Raw genomic sequence first — 25,622 nt, 5'->3', positions numbered from 1 at the left:
GAGATTGTTTTGTCATATCTTATTTATCAAGTGGTTTGCGAAGGAATCCGAAGAGGATACCTGATACCACAGCACCAATCAAGATGAAGAGAAGGTAGAGAAGGGCATTTGATGTGAGGGCAATTACGAAGATACCTCCGTGTGGTGCCATCAATTTGATTCCTGCCATACCTACAAGAGCACCTGTAAGAGCTGAACCGACGATAAAGCTTGGGATAGCGCGTGCTGGGTCAGCTGCACCAAATGGGATCGCACCTTCAGTGATGAATGAAAGTCCCATAACGATGTTTGTCAAACCAGAGTTGCGTTCTTCTTCAGTGAATTTATCTTTAAACAAGAGTGTTGCTACAAATACTGCCAACGGAGGAACCATACCAGCCGCCATAACTGCTGCCATAACAACTGAACCACCTGAAGTTACTGTTGCTGCGAGAGTACCTGTACCAAAGACATAAGCTGCTTTGTTGACTGGTCCACCCATATCCACTGCCATCATACCACCAACAAGGAGACCAAGTAATACTGCTGAGCTTCCTGACAAGCTTGACAAGAAGTTATTAAGACCAGTATTGATTGCTGCCATTGGGATATTTACTGCCAACATCAAGAAACCAGTAGCAAATACACCTAGAAGTGGCAAGAGCAAGATAGAACGGATTCCTTCAAGGGCACGTGGAATACCTGCCAAGAGTTTACGAAGAACAAGGATAACACCACCTGCAAGGAAACCACCAACAAGAGCTCCAAGGAAACCAGAAGATACGCCAGCAAGGGCAAGGGTTGCTTTACCACCTGAAGCAAATGGAACACCACCAAAGGCTGCACCACTTGAAGCAATAGCACCAGCTACGAAACCTGATACCAAACCTGGTTTTTCAGCGATAGAGTAAGCAATGTAACCTGCAAGTACTGGAAGCATGAAGCCAAAGGCAGCGCCACCAATTGCTTTGAATTGAGCAGCAATTTCATGGTAAGAACCAAGTTGTGACAATTGATCTTTAGGAACACCCATGATTTGGTCAAGCAAGAAGGCAAGCGCAATCATGATACCACCACCGATAACGAATGGAAGCATTTGTGATACCCCACTCATCAAGTGTTTATAGAAGGCACCACCAAGGCTCAATTTCTCACTTGATTCTTGAGCAGCTCCAGCATTTTCAGCGTGGAAGACTTCAGCTTTTCCATCCAAGATGTTTTGGATTAATTCTTGAGGTTGACGAATACCTGCAGCGACTGGTTTAGAAAGCAATTTTTTACCATCAAAACGTGCTGTTTCAACTGCCTTGTCTGCTGCTACGATAACACCTACAGCCTTACTGATTTCTTCAGCAGTCAATGGTGTTCCGACACCTGAAGCACCGTTAGTTTCAACACGAACATTGACACCCATTTCTTCACCTGTTTTAATTAGTGATTCTTCAGCCATGTAAGTGTGAGCAATACCAGTTGTACAAGCTGTGACGGCTACGATAAGTGGTTTATCGCTTGAAGCTGCTTCTTTAACAGCTTGTGCTTTCTTAGCTTCCTCAGCTTGTGCTTCTTCTTCACCCGTATTGAAAGCAGCAATCACTTCATCTGGAGAAGTCACCTTACGCAAACGATCTGCAAAACCATCTTGCATAAGGTATTTTGACAACTCAGCAAGGGCTGCCAAGTGAGTGTCATTTGCTCCCTCTGGAGCAGCAATCATAAAGAAGAGGTCTGTAGGTTGACCATCAAGTGATTCGTAATCTACACCTTTATTAGATTTAGCAAAAAGTACTGTTGCTTCTTTTACTGCAGCATTTTTGCTGTGCGGCATAGCGATTCCATCACCCAAACCAGTTGATGTTTGTGCTTCACGAGCCATAATACCTGCTTTGAAAACATCAAAGTCAGTCACAACACCGTTGTCAACCAAGCTGTTAATCATTTCATCGATAGCAGCTTCTTTTGTAGTTGCTTGAAGGTCAAGCAACATTACTTTTTTGTTCAGTAAATCCTGAATTTTCATAGTTTTTCTACCTCTACTTTATTGTATGTTTCTTTAATAAATTCAATTGTCGCTAAATCATCTGAGAAAGCTGTAGATGTTCCACACGCTACTCCCCACTTGAGGGCCTCAATCGGATCACCTGATTTAACAAACTCACCAGTGAAACCAGCAACCATCGAGTCACCCGCACCAACAGAGTTTTTAACTGTTCCCTTGATTGGTTTAGCAAAGTAAGCAGCCTCTGGTGTGACCAGCAGAGCTCCATCACCTGCCATTGAGATGATAACGTTCTGGGCCCCCTTAGCAAGGATTTCACGCGCATATTTTTCAACATCAGCCAAACCATTAAGTTTGACATTGAAAATAGCTTCTAACTCATGGTTATTTGGTTTAACCAAGAGTGGTTGGTAAGCCAAGGAATCAATCAAGGTTTGTCCTTCAAAGTCACAGACAACCTGTGCACCCGTTTCACGCACTAGTGGAATCAATTTGTTATAGACCTTATTTCCAAGATTGCTTGGTGCTGATCCAGCAAAAACAACCACATCATCGGCACTTACACTTGAAAGAACTGCTTCCAATTCAGCCAATTGATACTCGTTAATGATAGGCCCTGCACCGTTAATTTCAGTCTCTTGGTCAGCCTTGATTTTAACATTAATACGTGTGTCTTGATCCACTGCTACAAACTTGGTTTTAATGCCCTCTGCATCCAAACCATCTGTCACAAAACGTCCTGTAAAACCACCGATGAAGCCCGTTGCAGTATTATCAACACCTAAGCGTTGCAAAATACGACTAACATTAATACCCTTACCGCCAGCGAACTTATCATCACTCTCCATACGGTTAACTTCACCAATCTCTACTTTATCGATACGAACAATGAAGTCGATTGATGGATTCAGTGTTACAGTATAAATCATACTTCAATAACCCTCGTTTTCTCTTTTAATTCTTTTAGGAGCTCTTCTTCCGAAGCATTTGTAATTATGGTTACTTTTTCAACCTCAGCTACCTTAGCATAGGTAATCTGACCAAGTTTAGAGGCATCAGCTAGAACATAGGCTTTTTGCGCATTAGCTATAACCGTCCGTTTGATAACTGCCTCTTCCATGTCTGGTGTGGTGAAATAATGAGCATCAACGCCATTAGCACCAATGAAAGCACAATCAAAATTCAGTTGTCTGATTTGCTCTTGAGCAGTACTTCCAATAGACGCATCCGTTGAATGTTTAACCTTTCCTCCAACAATCCTAGTGCTAACACCGAGATCTACCAGCTTAACCGCATGATGGATAGAATTAGTCACAACCGTTACCTGACGATTGGCCAAATGTGGAATCAAAAGTTCATTTGTTGTACTAGCCTCAAGAAAGACGACATCACCTTCCTTAATCAAATCGGCAGCATAACCAGCTAACTGAGCCTTTTCTTGAACGTTTCTAATAGCTTTTTGACTATTGGCAATTTCTTCCTTTAGACCATGAATGCTTTCAGCACCACCATGAACACGTTTAAGTTGGCCATCTGCCGCTAACTCGTCCAAGTCACGACGAATCGTCGACTCGGAAGTATCACTTAACAAAACAGTTAGGTTTTCCAAAGTGACAAAACCATCTTGTTTCAACTGAGACAAGATAATCTGCTTACGTTCAGACTTTAGCATAATCTCTCCTTCTGTAATCGTTTACAAAATCTATTATACTCAATTTTTAATAACTGTCAACTAAAAACAGTCAAAAAAAATCAAAATATTTCATTACAAAACACTAATCTACCAAAATGACGCAATTTGATAAGAAAGTTCTTACATTTTCAAAAAGAATACAACCTTTCAGTATAAGTGCAAAATAAAAAAGCCTTGCGGCTCTCTTATCTTATTTGGCATAGTCAACCGCACGGAATTCACGAATGACTGTAACCTTAATATTTCCTGGGTAATCCAAATTCTTCTCAATTTGTTCACGTACCTTGTGAGACAAGATCGTAACTTCATCATCTGAGATTTTGTTTGGATGAACCATAATACGAATCTCACGACCAGCTTGAAGGGCGAAGCTTGTTTGAACACCGTCAAAGCTTGATGCAATTTCTTCCAAATCACGAAGGCGTTTGACGTAATTCTCAACAGATTCATTACGAGCTCCTGGACGAGCCGAACTCAAAGCATCTGCCGCAGCTACAATAACTGCAATGACGCTCTCAGGTTCTACATCGCCATGGTGGCTAGCGATAGCGTTAACCACAACTGGATGTTCTTTGTACTTACGTGCAAACTCAGCACCAATCTCTACGTGGCTACCTTCGACTTCTTTGTCAATGGCTTTCCCCATATCATGAAGGAAACCAGCTCGACGAGCGAGGGCAACATTTTCACCCAATTCACCAGCCATGATACCTGCTAGTTTACCAACTTCAACTGAGTGACGAAGTACGTTTTGACCATACGACGTACGGAACTGCAAGCGTCCCATAATCTTGATCAAATCAGGGTGAAGATTCATAGCGCCAATTTCGTAGGCTGCTTCCTCACCATACTCACGGATACGGTTATCCATTTCCTGACGGCTCTTCTCAACCAACTCTTCAATACGAGCTGGATGGATGCGTCCATCCTTAATCAAGGCTTCGAGAGTCATACGTGCAATTTCACGACGAACGGGATCGAAACCAGAAAGGACAACCACTTCTGGAGTATCATCAATAATAACGTCAATACCTGTTAGACTTTCAAGCGTACGGATGTTACGACCCTCACGTCCAATGATACGACCTTTCATATTGTCATCTGGAAGGTGAACAGTAGTTACTGTTTGTTCAGTAACATAATCTCCAGCCAAGCGTTGCATAGCTTGCGCCAACACATTTTTGGCCTTCTTATCAACAGTATCTTTAACCTGTGCTTCTGCATCTTTGATACGTGTTGCAATCTCATGAGTCAGATTATTCTCAGTCTCCGTTAAGATTACCTCACGCGCCTCTGCAATGGTCATCTGACCAACACGTTCAAGTTCAGCTTGCTTCTCAGCCTCCAACTGAGTCACATTCTCTTCACGCTCATTAAGATGTTTAGATTTGTCAGCAAGACTCTGCTCTTTCTTCTCGAGGGCAAGTTCTTTACTTGATAGATTTTCATCCTTACGATCAAGGCTAGTGGCACGTTCTGTTAAACGATTTTCCATTTGTTTAAGCTCTTGACGTTCAGATTTGAATTCTTTTTCAATATCTTCTCGATATTTTCTAGCTTCCTCTTTTGCTTCTAACAAGAACTCTTTACGTTGAGCCTTACTTTCGCGTTCAGCAGTCACACGCAGATGATCTGCATCATGTTCCGCCTGACTGCGAAGGTTCACAGCGTCTTGTTCTGCCTTTAGCAAGGTAGTTTCTGCTTGTTCCTTAGCTTTGCTAAGTTTAATAGAAATTGCTAAATATCCAACGACTAAACCAATGAGTGCAAAGACAACTAAAATTATCATGTTTATCATGTCTTTACCTCAACTTTTCTAAGGTTTCCCTAAAGAAAACCGTCTTCTAGTGTATCATATTTATAGTGATTTCTCAAATATATAGTAGAACTTTAAACGGATTTTATGGTATCATAACTCTATTAGAATAGGGAGGTATTACCATGCCAAAAGACGTTACTGTTGAAAGTTTTGAACTTGATCACACCATTGTAAAAGCACCTTATGTGCGTCTTATTTCTGAGGAAGTTGGACCTAAAGGAGATATCATCACAAACTTCGATATCCGTTTGATTCAACCTAATGAAAATAGTATTGATACAGGTGGTCTTCACACTATTGAACACCTACTCGCTAAACTGATCCGTCAACGTATTGATGGACTTATTGATTGCTCGCCATTTGGTTGCCGTACAGGCTTCCACATGATTATGTGGGGAAAACAAGATCCTACAGAAATTGCTAAAGTGATTAAATCAAGTCTTGAAGCTATTGCTAACGAGATTACTTGGGAAGATGTTCCAGGGACTACCATTGAGTCTTGTGGAAATTACAAGGATCACAGCCTTCATTCAGCTAAGGAATGGGCTAAACTTATCCTTGAGCAAGGTATCTCAGATCAAGCCTTTGAACGCCATACCGTTTAAAAAAACATTGGGACATAACCCAATGTTTTTTTAGTATTTTCTGAAACGTTGATAACGCGCTTCAAGCAAGTCTTCTGTTGACAATTGACTTAATTCGGCCAATTCATCTACAATTGCTGTCTTAATCGCTTCGATAATTTCACTTGTAAAGTAACCACGTTCTGGGATAACCTTATCAACGATTCCCATGTTAAGCAACTCGCCTGATGTAATCTTCATCAACTCTGCCGCCTCTTCTGAACGTGAGCCGTCTTTCCAGAGGATAGTTGCAAATCCTTCAGGACTCAAGATAGAATAGATGGTATTTTCAAGCATCCAAACCTTATCGGCTACTGCCAAGGCAAGAGCTCCTCCCGAACCACCTTCACCAATGATAATGGCAATAATTGGCACCTTAAGGTCGCTCATTTCCATAAGGTTACGCGCAATTGCCTCACCTTGTCCGCGTTCCTCTGCCCCAACACCAGGATAAGCACCTGCAGTATTGATAAAGGTAACGACTGGACGACCAAACTTTTCAGCCTGTTTCATGAGGCGAAGAGCCTTACGATAACCCTCTGGATGAGGTTGGCCAAAGTTACGGTTGAGGTTATCTTGTAGGTTTCTACCTTTTTGGATACCCACTACAGTAACCGCTTGGCCATTTAAACGACCAATACCACCAATAATGGCACCATCGTCACGGAAATTACGATCGCCATGAAGTTCGATAAAGTCATCGAAGATTCCTTGGGCAAAGTCCAAAGCAGTTAAACGGCCTTGGTCACGCGCTTCTTTTAAAATACGTGCTACGTCGCTCATTGAACACCTCCATGGAATGATAAGAGTGTGGCAATGGTATCAGCCAACTCTGTACGTTTAACAATGGCATCAACAAAACCATGTTCTTGAAGGAACTCAGCCTTTTGAAAATCATCTGGCAAAGTTTCGCGAACTGTGTTTTCAATGACTCGACGACCTGCAAAACCAATCAAGGTTTGTGGCTCAGCTAAGATGATATCACCTTCCATGGCGAAACTTGCTGTAACCCCACCAGTTGTTGGATCTGTCAATACAGTCAAATACAACAAGCCAGCATTCGAATGACGTTTTACAGCAGCTGAAATCTTAGCCATTTGCATCAAACTCATGATTCCTTCTTGCATACGGGCCCCACCAGATGCTGTAAAAATAACAACTGGAAGTTTTTCCTCAATCGCATGTTCAAAGAGTTTAGTGATTTTCTCACCAACAACAGTTCCCATTGAAGCCATAATAAAGTTAGAATCCATAATGGCCAAGGCTGTTTTTTGCCCCTTGATAGTTGCAACACCAGTCACGACAGCTTCATCAAGACCAGTTTTTTCCTTAGTCGCTGCTAGTTTCTCCATATAACCTGGAAAATTCAATGGATTTTTGGTTTTAATGCCTGTAAACAGTTCTTGGAAAGATCCCTCATCAACTGTTAAATCGAGACGTTCTTTAGCGGAAATACGGAAGGTATAAGAACAATTTGGACAAATTTTAGCTTGTCCCAAGTCCTTTTGATAAATAGCTTGTTTACAACCAGGACATTTTGCAAAAAGTTCATCTGGAACTTCTGGCACTTGGTGATCAATCCCATTACGTACAGAACGGTTAGGATTGATACGGATATACTTTTCTTTTCGATCAAATAATCCCATAAACTCTATTCCTCACGATTCTGATAAGCTGGTAGGAAGGTCTCCATCAAGAAGGAAGTGTCATAATCCCCAGCGATAACGCTACGATCTGAAATCAAATCCAACTGGAAGTCAGCATTAGTCACAACACCATCGATTTCGAGCTCGTAAAGAGCACGTTGCATCTTCATGAGTGCCTCAAATCGATTTTCTCCATGAACAATGATTTTGGCAATCATTGAATCATAGTAAGGTGGAATAGTATAGCCAGGATAGACTGCACTGTCTACACGGAGACCAACACCTCCACTAGGTAGGTAGAGATTGCTAATTTTCCCTGGACTAGGTGCAAAGTTAAACTTAGGATTTTCTGCATTGATACGACACTCAATAGCATGCCCCTTGATTTCAATATCATCTTGGGTCACAGAGAGTTTTTCACCTGCGGCAATACGGATTTGTTCTTTAACAATATCCACACCACTTACAAATTCTGTAACTGGGTGCTCAACTTGAACACGGGTGTTCATTTCCATAAAGTAGAACTGACCTGTTTTCTCATCAAGAAGGAACTCGATAGTACCCGCATTTTCATAATTAACAGCCTTAGCGGCACGGACAGCCGCTGAACCAATTTCGTGACGAAGTGTCTTACCAATAGCAACTGACGGTGATTCTTCCAAAACCTTTTGGTTATTACGTTGAAGAGAGCAATCACGCTCACCTAGGTGAACAATATTACCATAGCTATCTCCCAAAATTTGAACCTCGATATGACGAGCTGGGTAAATAACTTTTTCAATATACATCGCCCCATTACCAAAGGCTGCTTTAGCTTCTTGTGACGCAGATTCGAAGGCAGGAGCTAACTCTTCTTCAGTGTTAACCTTACGAATCCCCTTACCGCCACCACCAGCAGAAGCCTTAAGCATTACTGGGTAACCAAGACGGTTGGCAACCTCTAAAGCCTCCTCAGCTGTAAAGACTTCACCATCTGAACCAGGAATTACAGGGACATTAGCCTTAATCATTTCAGCACGGGCATTGATTTTATCACCCATCTTGTCCATGACTTCGCCTGAAGGACCAATAAACTTGATGTTCATTTCTTCACAGAGAGTGGCAAATTTAGAGTTTTCACTCAAGAAACCAAACCCTGGATGAATAGCTTGAGCCTCAGTCACAATAGCAGCTGATAGGACACGATTCATATTCAAATAAGAATCCGTTGATTTTGCAGGCCCGATACAAATAGCTTCATCAGCAAGCATAGTATGGAGAGAATCCTTATCCGCTTCAGAATAAATAGCAACCGTTTGGATACCCAATTCACGCGCTGCACGGATAATACGCACTGCAATTTCACCACGATTGGCAATCAATAATTTTTTAAACATAAAACAAGATAACATCAGACATTTTTTGATAGTCTGTGTTGATTTCCTTTCTATGTGATAGACCAATGTCTAAAGAAAAATCCTTTCCGACTGTCGCCAGAAGGATTTTCACAAAACATTAGCTTCCAATAGCAAAAGTCAAAGTACCTGATGCAGCAAGTTTACCATCGACTTCAGCCTTAGCTTCAACAACAGCAATTGTTCCACGACGTTTAACAAACTTAGCTGTCATAACAAGTTGGTCACCAGGAACCACTTGTTTTTTAAATTTAACCTTATCCATACCTGCATAAAAGACTAATTTGCCCTTGTTTTCAGGTTTAGACAATTCAAGAACACCAGCTGTTTGCGCAAGAGCTTCCATGATAAGAACGCCAGGCATAACTGGGTATTGAGGAAAATGTCCATTAAAGAAAGGTTCATTGATCGTTACATTTTTAATAGCTGTGATTTCGTCTTCTGAAACTTCTAGCACACGGTCAACCAAAAGCATTGGATAACGGTGTGGTAAAGCTTCACGAATAGCATTAATATCAATTGTCATTTGATGCGTACCAATCCTTTTCCGTAGTCAACAACTTCTTCATTCGCTACCAAGATTTCAGTAATAACACCATCTTTAGGTGCTGGCACTTCATTCATCACCTTCATTGCTTCAACGATAAGAAGCGTTTGACCTTTCTTAACAGTATCACCAACAGAAACAAAGGCTGGTTTTTCAGGTGATGGAGACAAGTAAGCCACACCAACAAGTGGACTTTCAACCACTTCACCTTCAGCAGCTTGAGCAGGAGCAGAAGCTTCTTCAACTGGTGTTGCTGGAGTTTCAACAGCGGCAGGTGCTGCTACTGGAGCAACTGGGGCTTGAGGAGCTGGCGCAACTACTTCAACTGTAGGAACTACTGGGGCAGCTGTTACTGAACTTGTTTGATTTTTGCTCAAGTTCAATTCTTCACCATTATTTTTGTATGAAAATTCACGTAAAGTTGATGCATCAAATTGAGCCAATAAATCTTTGATTTCAGAAATATTCATGAATTAAGCCTCCCAACGTTTAAAGGCAAGAACAGCATTGTGTCCACCAAAACCGAAGGTATTTGAAATTGCGTACTCAATATCAGCTTCTTGACCTTCACCATAAACAACATTAGCTTCGATGTAGTCAGACAATTCTTTTGTACCAGCAGTTTTCGGTACATAGTTATGACGAATAGCTTCGATTGTTGCAATAGCCTCAACTGCACCAGCAGCACCTAGCAAGTGACCTGTAAATGATTTAGTAGATGAAACTGGAACATCTTTACCAAGTACAGAAACAATGGCACCACTTTCACCCTTTTCATTAGCAGGTGTTGATGTCCCGTGAGCATTGACATAATCAACATCTTCAGGTTTGATACCAGCTTCATTGATAGCCAATTTAATTGCCTTAGCAGCACCTGAACCGTCTGGAGTTGGTGTTGTCATGTGGTAGGCATCACAGTTTGATCCGTACCCAACAATCTCAGCCAAGATGTTAGCACCACGTTTTTGGGCATGTTCCAAGCTTTCGATAACGAGAACCCCTGCACCTTCACCCATAACAAAACCATTACGGTCTTTATCAAATGGAATTGATGAACGTTCTGGATCCTCTGTTGTTGAAAGTGCTGTAAGAGCATTGAAACCACCAATACCAATCTTAGTGATTGAAGCTTCAGCACCACCAGCCAAGACAACATCATGCAAACCGAATTTAATTTCACGGAAGGCTTCACCGATTGCATCATTGGCAGAGGCACAAGCAGTCGTCACTGATTTACATACCCCTTGAGCACCAATTTTAAGAGCAATGTTACCAGCACCCATGTTTGAAAGTGCTTTAGGGATAAACATTGGTTTGATACGTTTCATCCCACGTTCGTGCATACGAATGATTTGATCTTCAAGTTCTTGAAGACCACCAATACCAGATGACACGATGACACCAACACGATCACGATCTTCTTCTTCCATGTTAAGTCCTGAATTTTCAAGAGCTTCCATAGCAGCATAAATCGCATAAAGTGAGTAAGTGTCCATACGGTTAGTATCTTTTTTCACAAAGTACTTATCGAACGGGAAATCTTGGATTTCACCAGCGTTAAAGACTGGAATTTCAGAAGCATCGAACTTCGTAATTGGTTTGATACCAATTTTACCGTCATGAAGACTGTTCCAAAATTCTTCTGGTGTATTACCGATTGGTGAGGTTACGCCGTAACCTGTAACAACAACACGATTTGTAGACATATATATTCTCCTTTTGTCGGATGGATATTCTAATAAATGATTTTTTTGATATTGATATTCAATTATTGCATGGTCATACCACCATCAATAGCGATGGTTTGACCTGTGAGATATTCTTGACTAGCCAAGAATGCTGCAACTTCAGCCACTTCTTCTGCTTGACCAATACGTTTCATTGGCACTTGAGCAATCATAGCATCTTTCATTTTCTCTGGAATAGCGTCAGTCATATCTGATTCAATGAAACCAGGAGCAATAGCATTGACACGGACACCACGAGCCGCAACTTCACGCGCCACTGATTTTGTAAAACCAATCAGACCAGCTTTTGAAGCCGCATAGTTAGCTTGACCAATATTCCCCATGAGACCTACAACAGATGACATATTGATGATGGCACCTTGACGAGCCTTAGACATTGGTTTTAAGACAGCCTGTGTCATATTGAAAGCACCAGTCAAGTTGATTTTCAAGACACGTTCAAAATCTTCTTCACTCATCTTCAACATCAACTTATCGTTAGTGATTCCAGCATTATTAACTAGAACATCAACACTACCAAGCTTTTCAATAGCTTCAGCTACCATACGTTTAGCATCTTCACCGTTAGAAATATCACCTGAGATACCTACAACAGTTACACCATAATCTGCAAACTGTGCAAGCAAGTCCTCAGATATTTCAGAACGTCCATTTAGAACAACATTGGCACCAAGACTAGCAAATTTGTGTGCCACAGCTAATCCAATTCCACGTGTTGAACCTGTTACAAAAACATTTTTATTCTTAAGTTCCATGTTTACCTCGTTTTAAGCATTAAGAAGGGCATCAAGACTAGCTTGATCTTCAACATTATGAGTTGGTAAGGTTTTATCAATTTTCTTCAAGAAGCCTGACAAGACTTTTCCTGGACCAATCTCAATTACTTCATCTACACCAAATTCTTGGATAGTGGCAATCGAATCATAAAAACGTACAGGTTCCATCACCTGACGAGCCAAAAGTGCTTTGACGTCTTCTGACTTCATGATTTGAGCCTCAGTATTACCTACTAAAGGAAGCGTAAAGTCCTTGAATGACACTTTCTCAAGTTCTGCTGCCAATTTTTGACTAGCTGATTCAAGTAAAGCTGTATGGAACGGCCCTGAAACATTAAGAGGAATCAGACGTTTAGCACCAGCTTCTTTAAGCAATTCCACAGCATAATCAACAGCCTCAACTTCACCACCAATAACAATTTGTGCTGGAGTATTATAGTTAGCAGGCGTTACTACACCCTTTTCAGATGCTTTCTGACAGATTTCTTCAATCAAACTTGGATCTGTATTCATGACAGCAACCATTTTCCCACTTCCAGCAGGAGCAGCTGTTTCCATGAATTCTCCACGTTTAGCAACCAAGGCTACCGCATCCTCAAATGAGAGTGCTCCGGCCGCAACTAGGGCAGAATATTCACCCAAAGAGAGACCGGCAACAATATCAGGAGTGATACCATTTTCTGCCAAAAGGCGATAAATGGCTACTGACGTTGTCAAAATAGCTGGTTGAGTATAGCGTGTCTGATTAAGTTTTTCTTCGTTAGAATCAATCAATTCACGCAAATCATAACCTAGAATACGACTAGCCGTATCAAATGTCTCTTTGACAACGGGATAAGTCGCATACAAATCGCTCGCCATGCCCAATTTCTGAGCCCCTTGACCAGCAAATAAGAACGCACGTTTTGTCACTATCCTAATCCTTTCGACGTTTTTAGACGTTTACATCTGCCCAACGAGCAGCTTCTTCTTTAATCACCTTGGCAGCACCTGTGTATAGGTCTTCCAAGATTTCTGCACATGTTTCTTCTTTACGAACAAGACCTGCAATTTGTCCAGCCATAACTGAACCATATTCCACATCTCCATCAACAACCGCGTTACGAAGGGCACCTGCACCAAGCTCTTCAATTTCCTCTTGAGTCTTCTTACCAGCCAAGAAATCTTTTTCAGCTTGGTTATATTCAGTAGCCAATTTATTCTTGATCGCACGAACTGGGTGTCCAACAACTGAGGCTGAAATAACAGTATCAATATCTTTAGCCTTCAAAATCTTATCTTTGAAGTTTTGGTGTGCATTAGATTCTTTAGCAACAGCGAAACGCGTACCAACCTGAACAGCATCTGCTCCAAGCATAAGAACAGCAGCCATACCACGTCCATCAGCAACACCACCAGCTCCAATAACTGGGATAGATACCGCATCAGCAACTTGGCGAACAAGTGCCATAGTTGTCAATTTACCGATGTGACCACCAGCTTCCATACCTTCTGCGACAACAGCATCTGCTCCAAGTTTTTCCATACGTTTAGCAAGTGCTACCGATGGAATAACTGGGATTACTGTAATTCCAGCTTCGTGGAAACGCTCCATATATTTACCTGGATTTCCGGCTCCTGTTGTAACAACCTTAACGCCCTCTTCGATAACGAGGTCGACGATGTCATCTGCAAATGGTGACAAAAGCATGATATTAACACCGAAAGGTTTATCAGTGATTTGTTTTACTCTATCAATATTAGCTTTTACCACTTCTTTAGGGGCATTACCACCACCAATAATTCCGAGTCCACCAGCATTTGAAACGGCTCCTGCCAAGTCGCCATCAGCAACCCAGGCCATACCACCTTGGAAGATTGGATATTTAATTCCTAACAGTTCTGTAATACGAGATTTCATTTTGCACCTTTTTTCGATTTTCTAATCAAATAAATAGTTTAATAATCAAAGTAATTGTATAAACAAAGGAGAATATCCCAAATAAGAATATTCTCTATGCCCTGCTTATTTAGTTTTTTCTTCTACGTAAGCAACAAGGTCACCAACAGTGTTAAGACCTTCTTCAGTTTCGATTTGGATATCGAACTCATCTTCGATTTCTGAGATAACTTGGAACACGTCAAGTGAGTCAGCGTCAAGTTCGTCAAAAGTAGTTTCTACTTTTACTTCTTCTGCATCTTTCCCAAGTTCTTCAACGATGATTTCTTGTACTTTTTCAAATACTGCCATTTTAATTTCTCCTTTAAGATAAATATATTTCTTATAATCTATGCTGGTGCATAATTTATATAACTAGATTTTAACAATAAGACTGCCCCATGTCAAACCCCCACCAAAACCTGATAAAAGAATTGTTTGACCGCTGTCTAATTTTAAGGTCCCATTTGCTACGTTTTCAGAAAGCAAAATTGGGATACTTGCCGCACTGGTATTACCATAAGACATCATGTTTGCCAAGAATTTATCACGACTGACATCGATTTTCTTAGCCATAATATCCAAAATACGAATATTAGCTTGGTGAAGAAGGAAGTAATCAGGTTCACCTTTTTCTTCAACCAAGGCCTTAATGCTCTTTGAAACTGTCTTAACGGCAAAATCAAAGATCGCTTTCCCATCCATTTGCATATAGGGATTAGGCTGATCAGACTCATCTGAATAAGGCGAGATAACTGCAGAGGCTCCTGACTCAAGACCACCCTTGCTACCATCGGTATTCAAAGATTCTCCGAAGAAATGTTCTTCTTCAGTTTCTTCCAAGAGAACTCCGCCAGCACCATCTCCAAAGAGTACAGCTGTTGTACGGTCAGACCAGTCTAAAGTTTTAGAAAGGACTTCCGCACCAATAACTAGACCTTTTTTGTAGACACCTGACTTAATCAATTTTTCTGCTGTTGCCAAGGCAAAGACGAAACCACTACATGCTGCAGTAATATCAAAAGCAAAAGCATTGACTGCACCGATTGCTCCTTGAACTCGAGCCGCTACTGACGGCATAGAGCTATCCGGAGAAATCGTTGCAACTAAAACAAAGTCTAGCTCCTCAGGCGATAATCCTGATTTTTCTAATAGCTGATGAGCAACATTGGTAGCTAAATCACTCGTGTTCTCATTCAATGAGATGCGACGTTCCTGAATACCAGTGCGTGAGCGAATCCACTCGTCGCTAGTATCCATGATTTTTGATAGGTCATCATTAGTCACGACCTGAGCAGGTGCATAATGGGCAACCTGACTAATTTTTGCAAATGCCATTATTTCAACTCCTCAAGAAAGGCGTGGAGATTTTCCAATCCCTTACTCATAACCTTCAATTCCTCGTCGTTAAAACCTTCCGTAATCCTCATCACCATTGATTTATGAAAACGACGGTGAAGACGATATACCAAACGACCCTTTTTAGAAAGCGATAGATGGACCACACGACGGTCAACTGATGAACGCGTACGGACAATATAACCTTTCTTTTCAAGTTTATTGAGAGAAGTTGTTACAGTACCAAGAGTTAGCATAAGTTCTTTAGCTACTGCACTTGGTGTCGTATCTGGATGTGTACCGATCACATCAATGGTATGCATTTCCTTGAGGGAAACATCGTTAAACTTTGAATTCTTCAAACTCGCTTCTTCGATAATAACTACGTTATTAAAAATATCAACAAGATAGCCATCAATTTTGTCGTAATTCACACCAGACTCCTTTCAATAAAACTTTGATTTTCAAATTATATCAGACTCAAACTAAATTCGCAAGCCCGATTAAAAAACTTTAGTTTTTCTTTTAGAAAATGTGGTTATTTCCCTTGGAATTTAGGTCGACGACGCTCACTATAAGCACGTACCCCTTCTTTGAAGTCCTCAGTGAAGGCAAGAGATTTTTGCAAGTCAAGTTCCAATTTAGCGTAATTTTCCCATCCTGCAAATTCAGATTCCCAAACCATCTCTTTAATGGCTTTAAAGGAATTCACTGAAGAGCGGTTCAATTTTTTAATCAATTGACTCACAGTTTTTTCAAGTTTTTCTGACTCAACAACTTTGTAGGCAATTCCCCAGTCCAAGGCTTTTTCAGCTGATACTGGCTCTCCTGTCATGGTAATTTGAGTCGCACGGTTAATACCGATTGAACGTGTCAAAAGGTAGAGACCTCCAGCGTCAGGTGCCAAACCAACACCTACAAAAGCTTGGATGAATTTAGCTTTATCTGATGCAATCGTAAAATCAGCAGCAACAGCTAAGTTAGCCGCAGCACCTGCACATGGGCCATCAACTACCATGATGACTGGCTTAGGCAATTTTTTAAGAGCAAAAGAAATTTCATTTACCTGCTCAGCAATACGAACCAAAGACTGTACATCATCTACAGCAACCGCTTTTTGCATTTGATCAAGGTCACCACCAACAGAAAAGACTTTCCCATTAGCATTGATTACCAAGAATTTTACTGACGCATCTTGTTTAGCTTCCTCAATTGCAGCCATAATCTCATCACAAACTGGAATATTAAACCCATTTTGCACTTCTGGACGATTAAGTGTTAAAGTTGCTACTCCATCTTCAACACTATAAAGAATTGTTTCGTAAGCCATTTTTTGCATTCCTCCGATAACTAGTTCCTATTTGAAAACCGTATGTTCTTTATATTTTTATCACAATTTTATTTGATGAATAGATAATTTGATTATCAAATCATTCATCGTTATTTTCTAGTATACCATAGTCCATCTAAAGGTCAACAGAAACTTAGAGTTTTTTAATTTGATACATCAAAACACCGAGTTCTACAACTCGGTGTCACTTCTATTTTAATAAATCTAAAACATCTACAAGGTTATCCAACAAGCCTTTGGCTGCACCTTGATCCATGCCAAAACGATTATCTTTAATGGCCCAAACCTCAACACCTGCAGCGACTCCAGCAGCAATCCCCTTTTCGCTATCTTCGATAATCAAAGCCTGATTTGCTTCCACGTTCAAATGCTTCAATGCTGTCAGATAAATCTCTGGATTGGGTTTACTCTCTTTAAATTCTTCTCCTGAAAGAACCACATCAAAGAAACCATCCAAATGATTTTCCTCCAAAGCTCTAAGGATATCTGCCTTCACTGAGCTAGAAGCCAAACCTATTTTCAGCCCTCGAGATTTCACTTCATTCAAGACTTTCAAAACATCAGGAAAGATTAATTCTTTGTAGGGTAAGGGGTTGTCTTGTTTATAGGCATTATACTCTTCTTGTAAAGTTGGCACATCCCAGTTATCATAGTCATCTCTGAGAATATTTTCCCAAACTTGCTTAGTATTTCCACCTATAAAGAAAGACGGGGGTAAATGGTCGATTGAAATTCCCTTTTGAGCTAAGAAACTTGCACGTCGATCATAATAATATTTTTCAGTGTCAAAAAGGACACCATCCATATCAAAAATAATTGCCTCTACCACGGGATATCCTCCTTTTCTTCCCTTATTGTACCATATTCAGACTAAATCTTACTCGCTTTTAAAAACAATGTGACAAATTGTCAGAATTTTGCTATAATTGTAGGGTAATTTAAAATTTTTGGAGTAACTATGAAAGTCATCAAATTCGGTGGAAGCTCACTTGCTTCAGCCACACAATTAGAAAAAGTCTTAAACATTGTAAAATCTGATCCTGAACGTCGCTTTGTCGTTGTCTCTGCCCCAGGTAAACGTAACGATGAAGATACCAAAGTCACAGACGCCTTGATTAAATACTATAAACACTACACAAAGGGTGTTGATGTCAAAACTGACCAAGAATGGATTATTAACCGCTACCAAGCTATGGTTGATGAGCTAGGCTTCAAATCAACAGAAATGGCGAAGATTGCTAAATCTATCAACGATCTTGCCACTCTTCCGATTGAAGATAATGATTTCCTTTATGATACTTTCCTAGCTGCAGGGGAAGATAATAACGCAAAATTAATTGCTGAATATTTCCGTAATAACGGTATTGAAGCACGTTACGTTCACCCTCGCCAAGCTGGTATTTTTGTCTCAAGCGAACCTGGGAATGCTCGTATCCTTCCAGGAGCCTATGACAAGTTGGAGGAGCTTCGTGAATCAGATGAGGTTCTTGTAATCCCTGGTTTCTTTGGTGTTACCCCTGATAATCAAATTTGTACTTTCTCACGTGGAGGCTCTGATATCACAGGTTCTATCGTTGCAGCTGGAGTTAAGGCAGACTTATATGAAAACTTCACAGATGTAGATGGTATTTTCGCAGCCCATCCTGGTGTCGTTCATGAACCACATTCTATTCCTGAGTTAACTTATAAAGAAATGCGTGAGTTGGCTTATGCTGGATTCTCGGTTCTTCATGATGAGGCTCTACTGCCTGCCTATCGTGGTAAAATTCCATTAGTTATTAAAAATACTAATAATCCAGACCATCCAGGCACACGTATTATTCTTGAACATAAGGGTGCAACTGTTCCTGTCGTTGGTATCGCGAGTGATGATAAATTCGTCAGCATCAATATGACCAAATACCTTATGAACCGTGAAGTTGGTTTCGGACGTAAGGTTCTCCAAATCTTGGAAGATTTAAATATCCGTTGGGAACACATGCCTTCTGGAATCGATGATCTTTCAATCATTATTCGAGAACGTGAACTTACCCCAATCAAAGAACAAGAAATCCTTTCATACTTAACTCGTGAACTCGGTGTTGATGAAGTTGAAATTGAACACGGCCTTTCAATCCTCATGATTGTTGGTGAAAATATGAAAGACCACATCGGTGTTACAGCGACAGCAGCTAAAGCGCTCTCTGAAAAACATATTAACCTAGAAATGATTTCTCAAGGTTCTAGTGAGGTTTCTGTTATGTTTGTAATTGAAACTGAGCAAGAAAAAGCAGCCGTCAGAGCTCTTTACGATGCTTTTTTCCGTAGTGACGACTAATCTAAAAACCTATCCCCTGAAGGAGATAGGTTTTTTCTTTATGAGAAAAACTAAGCCAGCTCTCATGACATCTACTCCAATAGCCAATTCATTGATCAATTATGCATAGCTATTGCAAACCAAAAAACACTAACTTTCGTTAGTGCTTTTTTTACAAGATGTTTTCGTAAGTTTCACGAACAGCATCTGGCCAAACTGAAGTTTGAACCTCACCAATATGTTTCTTACGAAGCAAGAACATAGCCATACGTGATTGACCAATACCTCCACCAATTGTTAGTGGGAAAAGGCCATGTAACAAGGCTTGGTGCCAATCCAATTTCAAACGATCTTGGTCGCCAGTAATTTCAACCTGACGTTTAAGGGCATCTTCATCAACACGAATACCCATTGATGACAATTCAAAAGCATGTCCTAATTGTTCATTCCAAACCAAGATATCTCCATTCAAACCACGGTAACCATTCTCAGACTCAGTTGTCCAGTCATCATAGTCAGGTGCACGACCATCATGTGGTTTTCCATCAGGAAGAACACCACCGATACCAATCAAGAATACAGCACCATATTCCTTGGTAATAGCATCTTCACGCTCTTTTGGTGTCAAATCAGGGTACTTCTCAACAAGCTCTTCTGAATGGATGAAGGTAATTTTCTTAGGTAAAATTGCTTCAATATCGTAACGTGCTTCAACTGCTAGCTCAGTCAAACGAATGACCTTATAAATGGTTTCAACAGTTTCTTTCAAATAAGCGATATTACGATGTCCGTCAGGAATAACTTTTTCCCAGTCCCATTGGTCAACGTAAACAGAGTGCGTTGCATCCAATGAATCTTCATCTGGACGAAGAGCCTTCATATTAACCACGAGCCCTTCACCTTCATTGAAACCAAAACGAGCCAAAGTATGACGTTTCCATTTTGCTAATGAGTGAACAACTTCGTATGTCGCGTCTGGAATCTGAAGCACATTAACAGTTACAGGATTCTCAATACCGCTCAAATTATCCTGCATACCATCCCCGACCTTACTCAAAATAGGCCCTTGCACTTCAACGACGTCAAGTTTATCAATCAAATACTGTGTAAAAGTATTCTTCACAAAAGAAATTTCCTCTTGTTGATGAATGAAGCTCTTTTTCATACGCTCCTCCTTTAAAAAATCGATAAGCCTATTATACTCCTATTTTTCAGAAAAATAAAGAAATTTTCCAACAATTTTGAAAATTTCTTGTTTTTTATGTTAGGTTTTATCACATTTTTTTAGTTAGCTTCACAACTGCTTCTGTTCGAGCCGTATGAGGAAACATATCTACTGACTGGATATAATTAACATCATAAACTTTAGCCAAAGAAACTAGGTCTCTAGCCAAAGTAGATACATTACATGAAACATATACCATTTTTTCAGGAGTGTAGTCCAGTATCGTTTTAAGTAGCTTATCATCTAAACCAGTTCTAGGTGGATCCACAATAAGAGCATCTGCTCGATAACCTTCCTTGTACCAACGTGGAATGATATCTTCTGCTTTACCCACCTCATAGTGAGCATTTTCCAGTCCAAGTGATTTGGCATTCTTCCTAGCATCCTCAATAGCCTCAGGAATAATATCCATACCTCGAATACTCTTTACCTTATTTGCAAAAGCAAGTCCAATAGTACCAACCCCACAATAAGCATCAATAAGATGTTCAGCCTTATCCACATCCAAAGCTTCAACAGCCTGACCATAGAGTACCTCTGTTTGTTGAGGATTCAACTGGTAAAATGCACGAGGAGAGAGAGCGAAGTTATAGTCCAGTACCTCTTCTTGAATAGTGTCTTGTCCCCAAAGAATTTCCGTCTCTTGACCATAAATCTCACTGGATTTCGAATAATTATAATTGACAGCAATTGTTACGATTTCTGGAAAACTTTCCGTCAATTCCTTAACTAATTTTGTGAAAGAAACTGATTTAGAGGTTACAAAAATTAACTGGACCTGATTTGAACCCAAAGCACGTCGTATCATAACAGTACGAATTCCAGCAATTTTGCGCTCATTATAAATTGGTAACTTGTATTTATCTAACAATTTTGTCACCTTATTCATTATAGCTTGAGTTAGCTCATCCTGAACTAGGCAATCATCAATATTAATGAGGCGATGACTCCCTTCTGCAAATAAGCCAGATTTAACTGAGCCACCATAAGAACGGGTTTGAAATTGTAGTTTAGCTCGGTAATGTTGTGGTTGCTCCATACCTATTGTTGGACGAATGTCATATGACTCAAAATTAGCCGGTTTAAACTTCTTCAATGCTTGTCCTAACAAGTCAGTTTTAAACTCTAATTGCTTATCATAACGAAGATGCATTAACTGGCAACCACCACAGTCTTCATAAATATTACATGCAGGTTCGACACGAAACTTAGAAGGTTTATTAATCTTTAATAATTTCGCCTGAACAAAGTTTCTCTTAACAGAAACAATCTGACAGAACACCTCTTCACCCTTCAAAGCCCCTGGTACAAAAACTAGAGTTTTCTTATAAAAACCAATGCCTTCGCCATTGATTCCCATGCGTTTTATCTTAAGCGGGATACGCTGTTTCACTTGTAAATTCATACTACCATTCTAACATTTTGATATAATAATAACTATGAAAATCACAAAAATCGAGAAGAAAAAGAGACTTTATCTCCTTGAGATAGACAAAAAAGAGAGTCTCTACGTTACAGAAGATACCATCGTTAAATACATGTTGACTAAAGAAATGATACTGGACAAAGATCAACTAGAGGATATTAAATCCTTTGCTCAGTTCTCACATGGTAAAAACCTAGCTCTCTATTTTATTTCATTTAAACAACGTACTGAGAAAGAGGTAAAAGATTACCTTTTTAAACATGAAATAAACCCTCATATAATTCCAAAAATTATTGATAATCTAAAAAAAGATCATTGGATTGATGATTACAAACTCCTAGAAAGTCTAGCTCAACAAAATCTGAATTCAGGTGATAAAGGGGCCTATGTGCTGAAGCAAAAATGGCTTCAAAAAGGTTGTAACAAACAAATCATTGACGATGTTTTAAGCCAATTTGATTTCTCAGAAATAGCCATTAAAGTAGCTTCAAAACTGTTACGAAAATATCAGGGAAAACTACCATCAAAAGCCCTAAAAGATAAATTAACTCAAAGCCTTATCAATAAAGGTTTTTCATTCCAAGAAAGTAAACTAGCAATCGATCATCTAGAACTTGAAGCAGATGAAGAAAATGAGCAAGCTCTCCTTTATAAAGAAATTGATAAGCAATATCAAAAATTTAGTAAAAAATACGACGGTTATGAGCTTAAGCAACGCTTGACACAAGCTTTAGCCCGAAAAGGTTATGACTTTGATGCGATAGCATCCGCTCTAAGAGAATATTTATAGGAATTCCCCCCTCTTTTCACAAAATTATGATACAATAGTGGAGATAACCCTTATTGTAGAAAGAGGACGCCATGAAATTACCAAAAGAAGGCGACTTTATCACAATTCAAAGTTATAAGCATGATGGTAGTTTGCACCGTACTTGGCGCGATACTATGGTACTAAAGACAACTGAGAATGCTGTTATTGGCGTTAACGACCACACCCTCGTGACTGAAGCAGACGGAAGACGATGGGTAACACGTGAACCTGCTATTGTTTATTTCCACAAAAAATACTGGTTTAATATTATAGCCATGATTAGGGATAACGGCATTTCCTACTACTGCAATTTAGCTAGTCCATATATTTTGGACCAAGAAGCACTAAAATATATTGACTACGACCTAGATGTCAAAGTCTTCGCTGATGGTGAAAAAAAATTGCTAGATGTAGATGAGTATGAAACACATAAAAAAGAAATGCATTACTCTCCTGATATTGACTATATCTTAAAGGAACATGTTAAAATCTTAGTAGATTGGATTAACAATGGTAAGGGGCCATTTTCACAATCTTATGTTAACATCTGGTACAAACGTTATCTTGAACTAAGGAATCGTTAAAGTTGTCATAAAAAAGACTAGTAATAATACTAGTCTTTTTTTGCACTAAAAACTAATGCTTCGGAATCTAAGTCCATATTCAAAAGATAACGCCCTTCTTCTACTTGAACAAGATACCCTAATAATACTAAAGCATCGACAAAAATATTCCTCCTCTTTTGAAGTACATATTGCTTCCTTACGTACTTTAAAAGAAAAGTCGTAACATGTTTCAAAAAGTATTCAGGATTAACATCCCCTAATATGTCATATAATCTATTCTGCTCTTCAGATAATGGTAGATTTTCTCTTAATTTATAGAAATAGTTTGAAATCGTAAGTTCGTCTCTCGTGATACCCGTTTGTTCGATAATGACAACATCATTAGTAGAATTAGATATCTCAGTAACAAAACTACGATTTAATAGTTCTAAATAACAAGAAGAATCATCATTAATAAAAAAATGCTGGTCTAAGTCAATTTTAGAAGAATCCGACACAAGACTAATTAATAAACGGTAACGTTTCTCAAATCGTTCAATATAGCCTACTTTTACAAACTCCTCAATTAATTTATCTATATTCTTTTGAAAAGGGAACTGCCTTTTTATTGCTCTCAGGGTCACAGGCTGATTAAGATATAGATAATTCACTATTTCCATAAAAAAAGCTTGCTTACATAGTTTGTTTGGGTTAAATTGTATTATCATAAGAAGTATTATACCATTAATCAGACCACCAAAAAAAGGCCTGACGGCCTAATTTTATGCATTAAAGCTTTCAGTCAACTGTGGTACTACTTGTTTCTTACGAGAAACAGCACCTTCAAGGAAAGCATGATTATTTTCTAAAACAAAATCAAAGGCATTTTCAACATTATCAGTATTTGAACCAAGTGCAAGAATTTCTGAATTTGAATTAAGGATATCAGTAATCATTAAGACAAAGTCAGAGTATCCATTATTTTTAATTGAGTTATTAATAGCTTCTTCGATTTCCTCTTGACGAGAAAGAACATCAGAAATATCAACTGTATTAACTTGAGCAACACGAACTTGATTACCATTCAATTCAAAAGTTTTGGCATCAATATCAATAAGTTCTTCAGCAGATTTTGAAGAAAGATTAGTACCAGCTTTAAGCATTGCAAGACCATATTCTTCTAGATTAACACCAGCAATTTCTGCAAGTTCAGCTGCAACTGCAGGATCTGAAGCATGTGTAGTTGGAGATTTAAGAAGAAGAGTATCAGAAATCAAACCTGACAAAAGCAAACCAGCAACTTCCTTAGGAACTTCAATATTGTTTTCTTTAAACATACGATAAACAATTGAAGATGCAGATCCAACAGGTTCCAATCTCATCATTAATGGATTAGCAGTTTCAAAATTAGCCACACGGTGATGGTCGACTACCTCAATAACTTCAACGTCCTTAATATCTGAAATAGATTGTTGAAACTCATTATGGTCTGTAAGAATAACTTGATTAACTCCCTCTGATTGAGCAGACTCAACCACTCGTGGTGCTTCAACACCAAAATAATCAAGAACAAAAGCAGTTTCCTCGTTAGGAGTACCCAAAGCAACAGCTTCAGCATCAACACCAAGTTGACGTTTCAAATAAGCATATCCATAAGAAGACCCGATTGCATCAGAATCAGGGTTTTGATGACCAAAAACAAAAACTTTAGACATAAATTCACCTCAAAATAGTATTATAAGCTATTATAACATATAAAAAAAAGAAACAAAATAAAAAGAGTAACCTAAGTTACTCGAAATATAGTCCGTACGGGATTCGAACCCGTGTTACCGCCGTGAAAAGGCGGTGTCTTAACCCCTTGACCAACGGACCATCTTTATGCCGGCTACATGACTTGAACACGCGACCCTCTGATTACAAATCAGATGCTCTACCAACTGAGCTAAGCCGGCTAACTTTTCTAATGCGGGTGAAGGGACTTGAACCCCCACGCCGTTAAGCGCCAGATCCTAAATCTGGTGCGTCTGCCAATTCCGCCACACCCGCATATATGACCCGTACTGGGCTCGAACCAGTGACCCATTGATTAAAAGTCAATTGCTCTACCAACTGAGCTAACGAGTCTCAAATATTTCTACTTGACGGTCCCGACGGGAATCGAACCCGCGATCTTCGCCGTGACAGGGCGACGTGATAACCGCTACACCACGGGACCTATGGGAGTTAACGGGATCGAACCGCTGACCCTCTGCTTGTAAGGCAGATGCTCTCCCAGCTGAGCTAAACTCCCTATGCGCTAAGCGACTACCATATCTAACAGGGGGCAACCCCCAACTACATCAGGCGTACTAGGGCTTAACTTCTGTGTTCGGCATGGGAACAGGTGTATCTCCTAGGCTATCGTCACTTAACTCTGAGTATTCTCAACTCAAAATTGAATATCTATACTATATCAAGAAACCAAATCGTTGTCAATATGTCTCAGTTA

Annotated in this window: 26 protein-coding genes, 6 tRNA genes and 1 rRNA gene; 4 read left to right on the top strand and 29 right to left on the bottom strand. The window is 39.7% G+C overall.

All coding sequences use genetic code 11. The features are described 5' to 3' along the window. Positions 1-19 precede the first annotated feature (19 nt). From A6J31_RS11350 to A6J31_RS11335, 4 genes are all read right to left on the bottom strand, one after another. Positions 20-1,996 (bottom strand): fructose-specific PTS transporter subunit EIIC, encoded by a 1,977-nt coding sequence (locus A6J31_RS11350; protein ID WP_002885474.1) that lies wholly within the window; start codon positions 1,994-1,996, stop codon positions 20-22. Beyond that, positions 1,993-2,904, bottom strand: a complete 912-nt coding sequence (gene pfkB, locus A6J31_RS11345; protein ID WP_014633946.1) for a 1-phosphofructokinase — start codon at positions 2,902-2,904, stop codon at positions 1,993-1,995. Before pfkB ends, A6J31_RS11350 begins: the two co-directional genes overlap by 4 nt. Continuing rightward, positions 2,901-3,647 (bottom strand): DeoR/GlpR family DNA-binding transcription regulator, encoded by a 747-nt coding sequence (locus A6J31_RS11340; RefSeq protein ID WP_014633945.1) that lies wholly within the window; start codon positions 3,645-3,647, stop codon positions 2,901-2,903. The genes pfkB and A6J31_RS11340 overlap by 4 nt, the downstream gene beginning before the upstream one ends. A 211-nt stretch (positions 3,648-3,858) precedes the next feature. Next, the gene (locus A6J31_RS11335) at positions 3,859-5,466 is read right to left on the bottom strand and encodes a ribonuclease Y (RefSeq protein WP_002885478.1); all 1,608 of its coding nucleotides are present in this window, start codon (positions 5,464-5,466) and stop codon (positions 3,859-3,861) included. Between the two features lie 143 nt (positions 5,467-5,609). On the opposite strand from A6J31_RS11335, the gene A6J31_RS11330 reads away from it, so the two are divergent. Next, positions 5,610-6,092: an S-ribosylhomocysteine lyase gene (locus tag A6J31_RS11330; protein ID WP_002885585.1), complete on the top strand. Its 483-nt coding sequence runs from the start codon at positions 5,610-5,612 to the stop codon at positions 6,090-6,092. 30 nt (positions 6,093-6,122) lie between these two features. Here the strand turns inward: A6J31_RS11330 and A6J31_RS11325 are convergent, their stop codons facing one another. The 14 genes from A6J31_RS11325 to A6J31_RS11260 form a co-directional block, all read right to left on the bottom strand. Beyond that, on the bottom strand, positions 6,123-6,893 hold the full coding sequence (locus A6J31_RS11325) for an acetyl-CoA carboxylase carboxyl transferase subunit alpha (protein ID WP_002886662.1): 771 nt from the start codon (positions 6,891-6,893) through the stop codon (positions 6,123-6,125). Then, positions 6,890-7,756 carry an acetyl-CoA carboxylase, carboxyltransferase subunit beta gene (gene accD / locus A6J31_RS11320; RefSeq protein WP_080611217.1) on the bottom strand — a complete coding sequence of 289 codons (867 nt, stop codon included), beginning with the start codon at positions 7,754-7,756 and terminating at the stop codon, positions 6,890-6,892. Before accD ends, A6J31_RS11325 begins: the two co-directional genes overlap by 4 nt. A gap of 5 nt (positions 7,757-7,761) precedes the next feature. Then, a complete protein-coding gene (locus tag A6J31_RS11315) occupies positions 7,762-9,132 on the bottom strand; it encodes an acetyl-CoA carboxylase biotin carboxylase subunit (protein WP_002886659.1) in 1,371 nt (456 codons plus the stop codon). A 118-nt stretch (positions 9,133-9,250) separates the two neighbouring features. Continuing rightward, positions 9,251-9,676, bottom strand: a complete 426-nt coding sequence (gene fabZ, locus A6J31_RS11310; RefSeq protein ID WP_002885470.1) for a 3-hydroxyacyl-ACP dehydratase FabZ — start codon at positions 9,674-9,676, stop codon at positions 9,251-9,253. Further along, positions 9,673-10,167, bottom strand: coding sequence for an acetyl-CoA carboxylase biotin carboxyl carrier protein (accB, locus tag A6J31_RS11305; RefSeq protein WP_073949889.1), 495 nt, complete (start codon positions 10,165-10,167; stop codon positions 9,673-9,675). The genes fabZ and accB overlap by 4 nt, the downstream gene beginning before the upstream one ends. Before the next feature lie 3 nt (positions 10,168-10,170). Continuing rightward, positions 10,171-11,403: a beta-ketoacyl-ACP synthase II gene (gene fabF / locus A6J31_RS11300; RefSeq protein ID WP_073949891.1), complete on the bottom strand. Its 1,233-nt coding sequence runs from the start codon at positions 11,401-11,403 to the stop codon at positions 10,171-10,173. Between the two features lie 62 nt (positions 11,404-11,465). Next, positions 11,466-12,200 (bottom strand): 3-oxoacyl-[acyl-carrier-protein] reductase, encoded by a 735-nt coding sequence (gene fabG, locus A6J31_RS11295; RefSeq protein ID WP_002886656.1) that lies wholly within the window; start codon positions 12,198-12,200, stop codon positions 11,466-11,468. A 12-nt stretch (positions 12,201-12,212) separates the two neighbouring features. After that, positions 12,213-13,133, bottom strand: coding sequence for an ACP S-malonyltransferase (gene fabD / locus A6J31_RS11290; RefSeq protein WP_002886655.1), 921 nt, complete (start codon positions 13,131-13,133; stop codon positions 12,213-12,215). A 22-nt stretch (positions 13,134-13,155) separates the two neighbouring features. Beyond that, complete coding sequence (gene fabK / locus A6J31_RS11285) at positions 13,156-14,121, bottom strand: enoyl-[acyl-carrier-protein] reductase FabK (RefSeq protein ID WP_002890043.1); 966 nt, start codon at positions 14,119-14,121, stop codon at positions 13,156-13,158. 105 nt (positions 14,122-14,226) lie between these two features. Continuing rightward, complete coding sequence (locus A6J31_RS11280) at positions 14,227-14,451, bottom strand: acyl carrier protein (RefSeq protein ID WP_002885495.1); 225 nt, start codon at positions 14,449-14,451, stop codon at positions 14,227-14,229. A gap of 63 nt (positions 14,452-14,514) precedes the next feature. Continuing rightward, positions 14,515-15,477 (bottom strand): beta-ketoacyl-ACP synthase III, encoded by a 963-nt coding sequence (locus tag A6J31_RS11275; protein ID WP_037612035.1) that lies wholly within the window; start codon positions 15,475-15,477, stop codon positions 14,515-14,517. After that, positions 15,477-15,911: a MarR family winged helix-turn-helix transcriptional regulator gene (locus A6J31_RS11270; protein WP_002885562.1), complete on the bottom strand. Its 435-nt coding sequence runs from the start codon at positions 15,909-15,911 to the stop codon at positions 15,477-15,479. The genes A6J31_RS11275 and A6J31_RS11270 overlap by 1 nt, the downstream gene beginning before the upstream one ends. A gap of 104 nt (positions 15,912-16,015) precedes the next feature. Beyond that, entirely contained in the window at positions 16,016-16,807 is a 792-nt protein-coding gene (locus A6J31_RS11265; protein ID WP_013990100.1) for an enoyl-CoA hydratase, read from the bottom strand. A gap of 211 nt (positions 16,808-17,018) precedes the next feature. Continuing rightward, positions 17,019-17,657, bottom strand: a complete 639-nt coding sequence (locus tag A6J31_RS11260) for an HAD family hydrolase (protein ID WP_080611216.1) — start codon at positions 17,655-17,657, stop codon at positions 17,019-17,021. A gap of 129 nt (positions 17,658-17,786) precedes the next feature. Between A6J31_RS11260 and A6J31_RS11255 the strand changes: the two genes are divergently transcribed. Further along, positions 17,787-19,145 (top strand): aspartate kinase, encoded by a 1,359-nt coding sequence (locus A6J31_RS11255; RefSeq protein WP_080611214.1) that lies wholly within the window; start codon positions 17,787-17,789, stop codon positions 19,143-19,145. A gap of 151 nt (positions 19,146-19,296) precedes the next feature. Here A6J31_RS11255 and asnA read toward each other — a convergent pair whose 3' ends face one another. Both asnA and rlmD read right to left on the bottom strand, forming a co-directional pair. Next, a complete protein-coding gene (gene asnA, locus A6J31_RS11250; protein ID WP_004181885.1) occupies positions 19,297-20,289 on the bottom strand; it encodes an aspartate--ammonia ligase in 993 nt (330 codons plus the stop codon). Between the two features lie 109 nt (positions 20,290-20,398). Continuing rightward, a complete protein-coding gene (gene rlmD, locus A6J31_RS11245; RefSeq protein ID WP_080611213.1) occupies positions 20,399-21,754 on the bottom strand; it encodes a 23S rRNA (uracil(1939)-C(5))-methyltransferase RlmD in 1,356 nt (451 codons plus the stop codon). A 34-nt stretch (positions 21,755-21,788) separates the two neighbouring features. Between rlmD and recX the strand changes: the two genes are divergently transcribed. Beyond that, entirely contained in the window at positions 21,789-22,565 is a 777-nt protein-coding gene (gene recX, locus A6J31_RS11240; RefSeq protein WP_021144654.1) for a recombination regulator RecX, read from the top strand. Positions 22,566-22,636: 71 nt separating this feature from the next. Continuing rightward, entirely contained in the window at positions 22,637-23,170 is a 534-nt protein-coding gene (locus tag A6J31_RS11235) for a DUF402 domain-containing protein (protein WP_002886644.1), read from the top strand. A gap of 29 nt (positions 23,171-23,199) precedes the next feature. Here A6J31_RS11235 and A6J31_RS11230 read toward each other — a convergent pair whose 3' ends face one another. The 9 genes from A6J31_RS11230 to rrf form a co-directional block, all read right to left on the bottom strand. Further along, on the bottom strand, positions 23,200-23,859 hold the full coding sequence (locus A6J31_RS11230) for a DUF1803 domain-containing protein (protein WP_080611211.1): 660 nt from the start codon (positions 23,857-23,859) through the stop codon (positions 23,200-23,202). A gap of 54 nt (positions 23,860-23,913) precedes the next feature. Next, positions 23,914-24,846: a manganese-dependent inorganic pyrophosphatase gene (locus A6J31_RS11225; RefSeq protein ID WP_080611210.1), complete on the bottom strand. Its 933-nt coding sequence runs from the start codon at positions 24,844-24,846 to the stop codon at positions 23,914-23,916. An 88-nt stretch (positions 24,847-24,934) separates the two neighbouring features. Further along, positions 24,935-25,006, bottom strand: a tRNA-Glu gene (locus A6J31_RS11220). A gap of 7 nt (positions 25,007-25,013) precedes the next feature. After that, positions 25,014-25,086, bottom strand: a tRNA-Thr gene (locus tag A6J31_RS11215). Between the two features lie 12 nt (positions 25,087-25,098). Then, positions 25,099-25,180, bottom strand: a tRNA-Leu gene (locus tag A6J31_RS11210). Between the two features lie 5 nt (positions 25,181-25,185). After that, positions 25,186-25,258: transfer RNA gene (locus A6J31_RS11205), tRNA-Lys, on the bottom strand. An 18-nt stretch (positions 25,259-25,276) separates the two neighbouring features. Beyond that, a tRNA-Asp gene (locus tag A6J31_RS11200) sits at positions 25,277-25,349 on the bottom strand. A gap of 2 nt (positions 25,350-25,351) precedes the next feature. Continuing rightward, positions 25,352-25,424, bottom strand: a tRNA-Val gene (locus tag A6J31_RS11195). 5 nt (positions 25,425-25,429) lie between these two features. Then, positions 25,430-25,545: ribosomal RNA gene (gene rrf / locus A6J31_RS11190) — 5S ribosomal RNA — on the bottom strand. Positions 25,546-25,622 lie beyond the last annotated feature (77 nt).

Source organism: Streptococcus sp. FDAARGOS_192, from assembly GCF_002073815.2.
GTDB classification, from domain to species: domain Bacteria; phylum Bacillota; class Bacilli; order Lactobacillales; family Streptococcaceae; genus Streptococcus; species Streptococcus salivarius_H.
This window is presented reverse-complemented; position numbering and strand designations above follow the sequence as displayed.

Bases quoted from the DNA above. Each gene is read 5' to 3' on its own strand.
- fabF (WP_073949891.1), bottom strand. From the start codon at position 11,403: ATGTCTACAAATCGTGTTGTTGTTACAGGTTACGGCGTAACCTCACCA.
- fabZ (WP_002885470.1), bottom strand. From the start codon at position 9,676: ATGACAATTGATATTAATGCTATTCGTGAAGCTTTACCACACCGTTAT.
- A6J31_RS11330 (WP_002885585.1), top strand. From the start codon at position 5,610: ATGCCAAAAGACGTTACTGTTGAAAGTTTTGAACTTGATCACACCATT.
- A6J31_RS11230 (WP_080611211.1), bottom strand. From the start codon at position 23,859: ATGATAATACAATTTAACCCAAACAAACTATGTAAGCAAGCTTTTTTT.
- A6J31_RS11255 (WP_080611214.1), top strand. From the start codon at position 17,787: ATGAAAGTCATCAAATTCGGTGGAAGCTCACTTGCTTCAGCCACACAA.
- asnA (WP_004181885.1), bottom strand. From the start codon at position 20,289: ATGAAAAAGAGCTTCATTCATCAACAAGAGGAAATTTCTTTTGTGAAG.
- recX (WP_021144654.1), top strand. From the start codon at position 21,789: ATGAAAATCACAAAAATCGAGAAGAAAAAGAGACTTTATCTCCTTGAG.
- A6J31_RS11340 (WP_014633945.1), bottom strand. From the start codon at position 3,647: ATGCTAAAGTCTGAACGTAAGCAGATTATCTTGTCTCAGTTGAAACAA.
- A6J31_RS11275 (WP_037612035.1), bottom strand. From the start codon at position 15,477: ATGGCATTTGCAAAAATTAGTCAGGTTGCCCATTATGCACCTGCTCAG.
- fabG (WP_002886656.1), bottom strand. From the start codon at position 12,200: ATGGAACTTAAGAATAAAAATGTTTTTGTAACAGGTTCAACACGTGGA.
- pfkB (WP_014633946.1), bottom strand. From the start codon at position 2,904: ATGATTTATACTGTAACACTGAATCCATCAATCGACTTCATTGTTCGT.
- A6J31_RS11315 (WP_002886659.1), bottom strand. From the start codon at position 9,132: ATGTTTAAAAAATTATTGATTGCCAATCGTGGTGAAATTGCAGTGCGT.
- A6J31_RS11325 (WP_002886662.1), bottom strand. From the start codon at position 6,893: ATGAGCGACGTAGCACGTATTTTAAAAGAAGCGCGTGACCAAGGCCGT.
- A6J31_RS11280 (WP_002885495.1), bottom strand. From the start codon at position 14,451: ATGGCAGTATTTGAAAAAGTACAAGAAATCATCGTTGAAGAACTTGGG.
- fabK (WP_002890043.1), bottom strand. From the start codon at position 14,121: ATGAAATCTCGTATTACAGAACTGTTAGGAATTAAATATCCAATCTTC.
- A6J31_RS11225 (WP_080611210.1), bottom strand. From the start codon at position 24,846: ATGTCTAAAGTTTTTGTTTTTGGTCATCAAAACCCTGATTCTGATGCA.
- A6J31_RS11235 (WP_002886644.1), top strand. From the start codon at position 22,637: ATGAAATTACCAAAAGAAGGCGACTTTATCACAATTCAAAGTTATAAG.
- accB (WP_073949889.1), bottom strand. From the start codon at position 10,167: ATGAATATTTCTGAAATCAAAGATTTATTGGCTCAATTTGATGCATCA.
- accD (WP_080611217.1), bottom strand. From the start codon at position 7,756: ATGGGATTATTTGATCGAAAAGAAAAGTATATCCGTATCAATCCTAAC.
- A6J31_RS11335 (WP_002885478.1), bottom strand. From the start codon at position 5,466: ATGATAAACATGATAATTTTAGTTGTCTTTGCACTCATTGGTTTAGTC.
- rlmD (WP_080611213.1), bottom strand. From the start codon at position 21,754: ATGAATTTACAAGTGAAACAGCGTATCCCGCTTAAGATAAAACGCATG.
- A6J31_RS11350 (WP_002885474.1), bottom strand. From the start codon at position 1,996: ATGAAAATTCAGGATTTACTGAACAAAAAAGTAATGTTGCTTGACCTT.
- A6J31_RS11265 (WP_013990100.1), bottom strand. From the start codon at position 16,807: ATGGCTTACGAAACAATTCTTTATAGTGTTGAAGATGGAGTAGCAACT.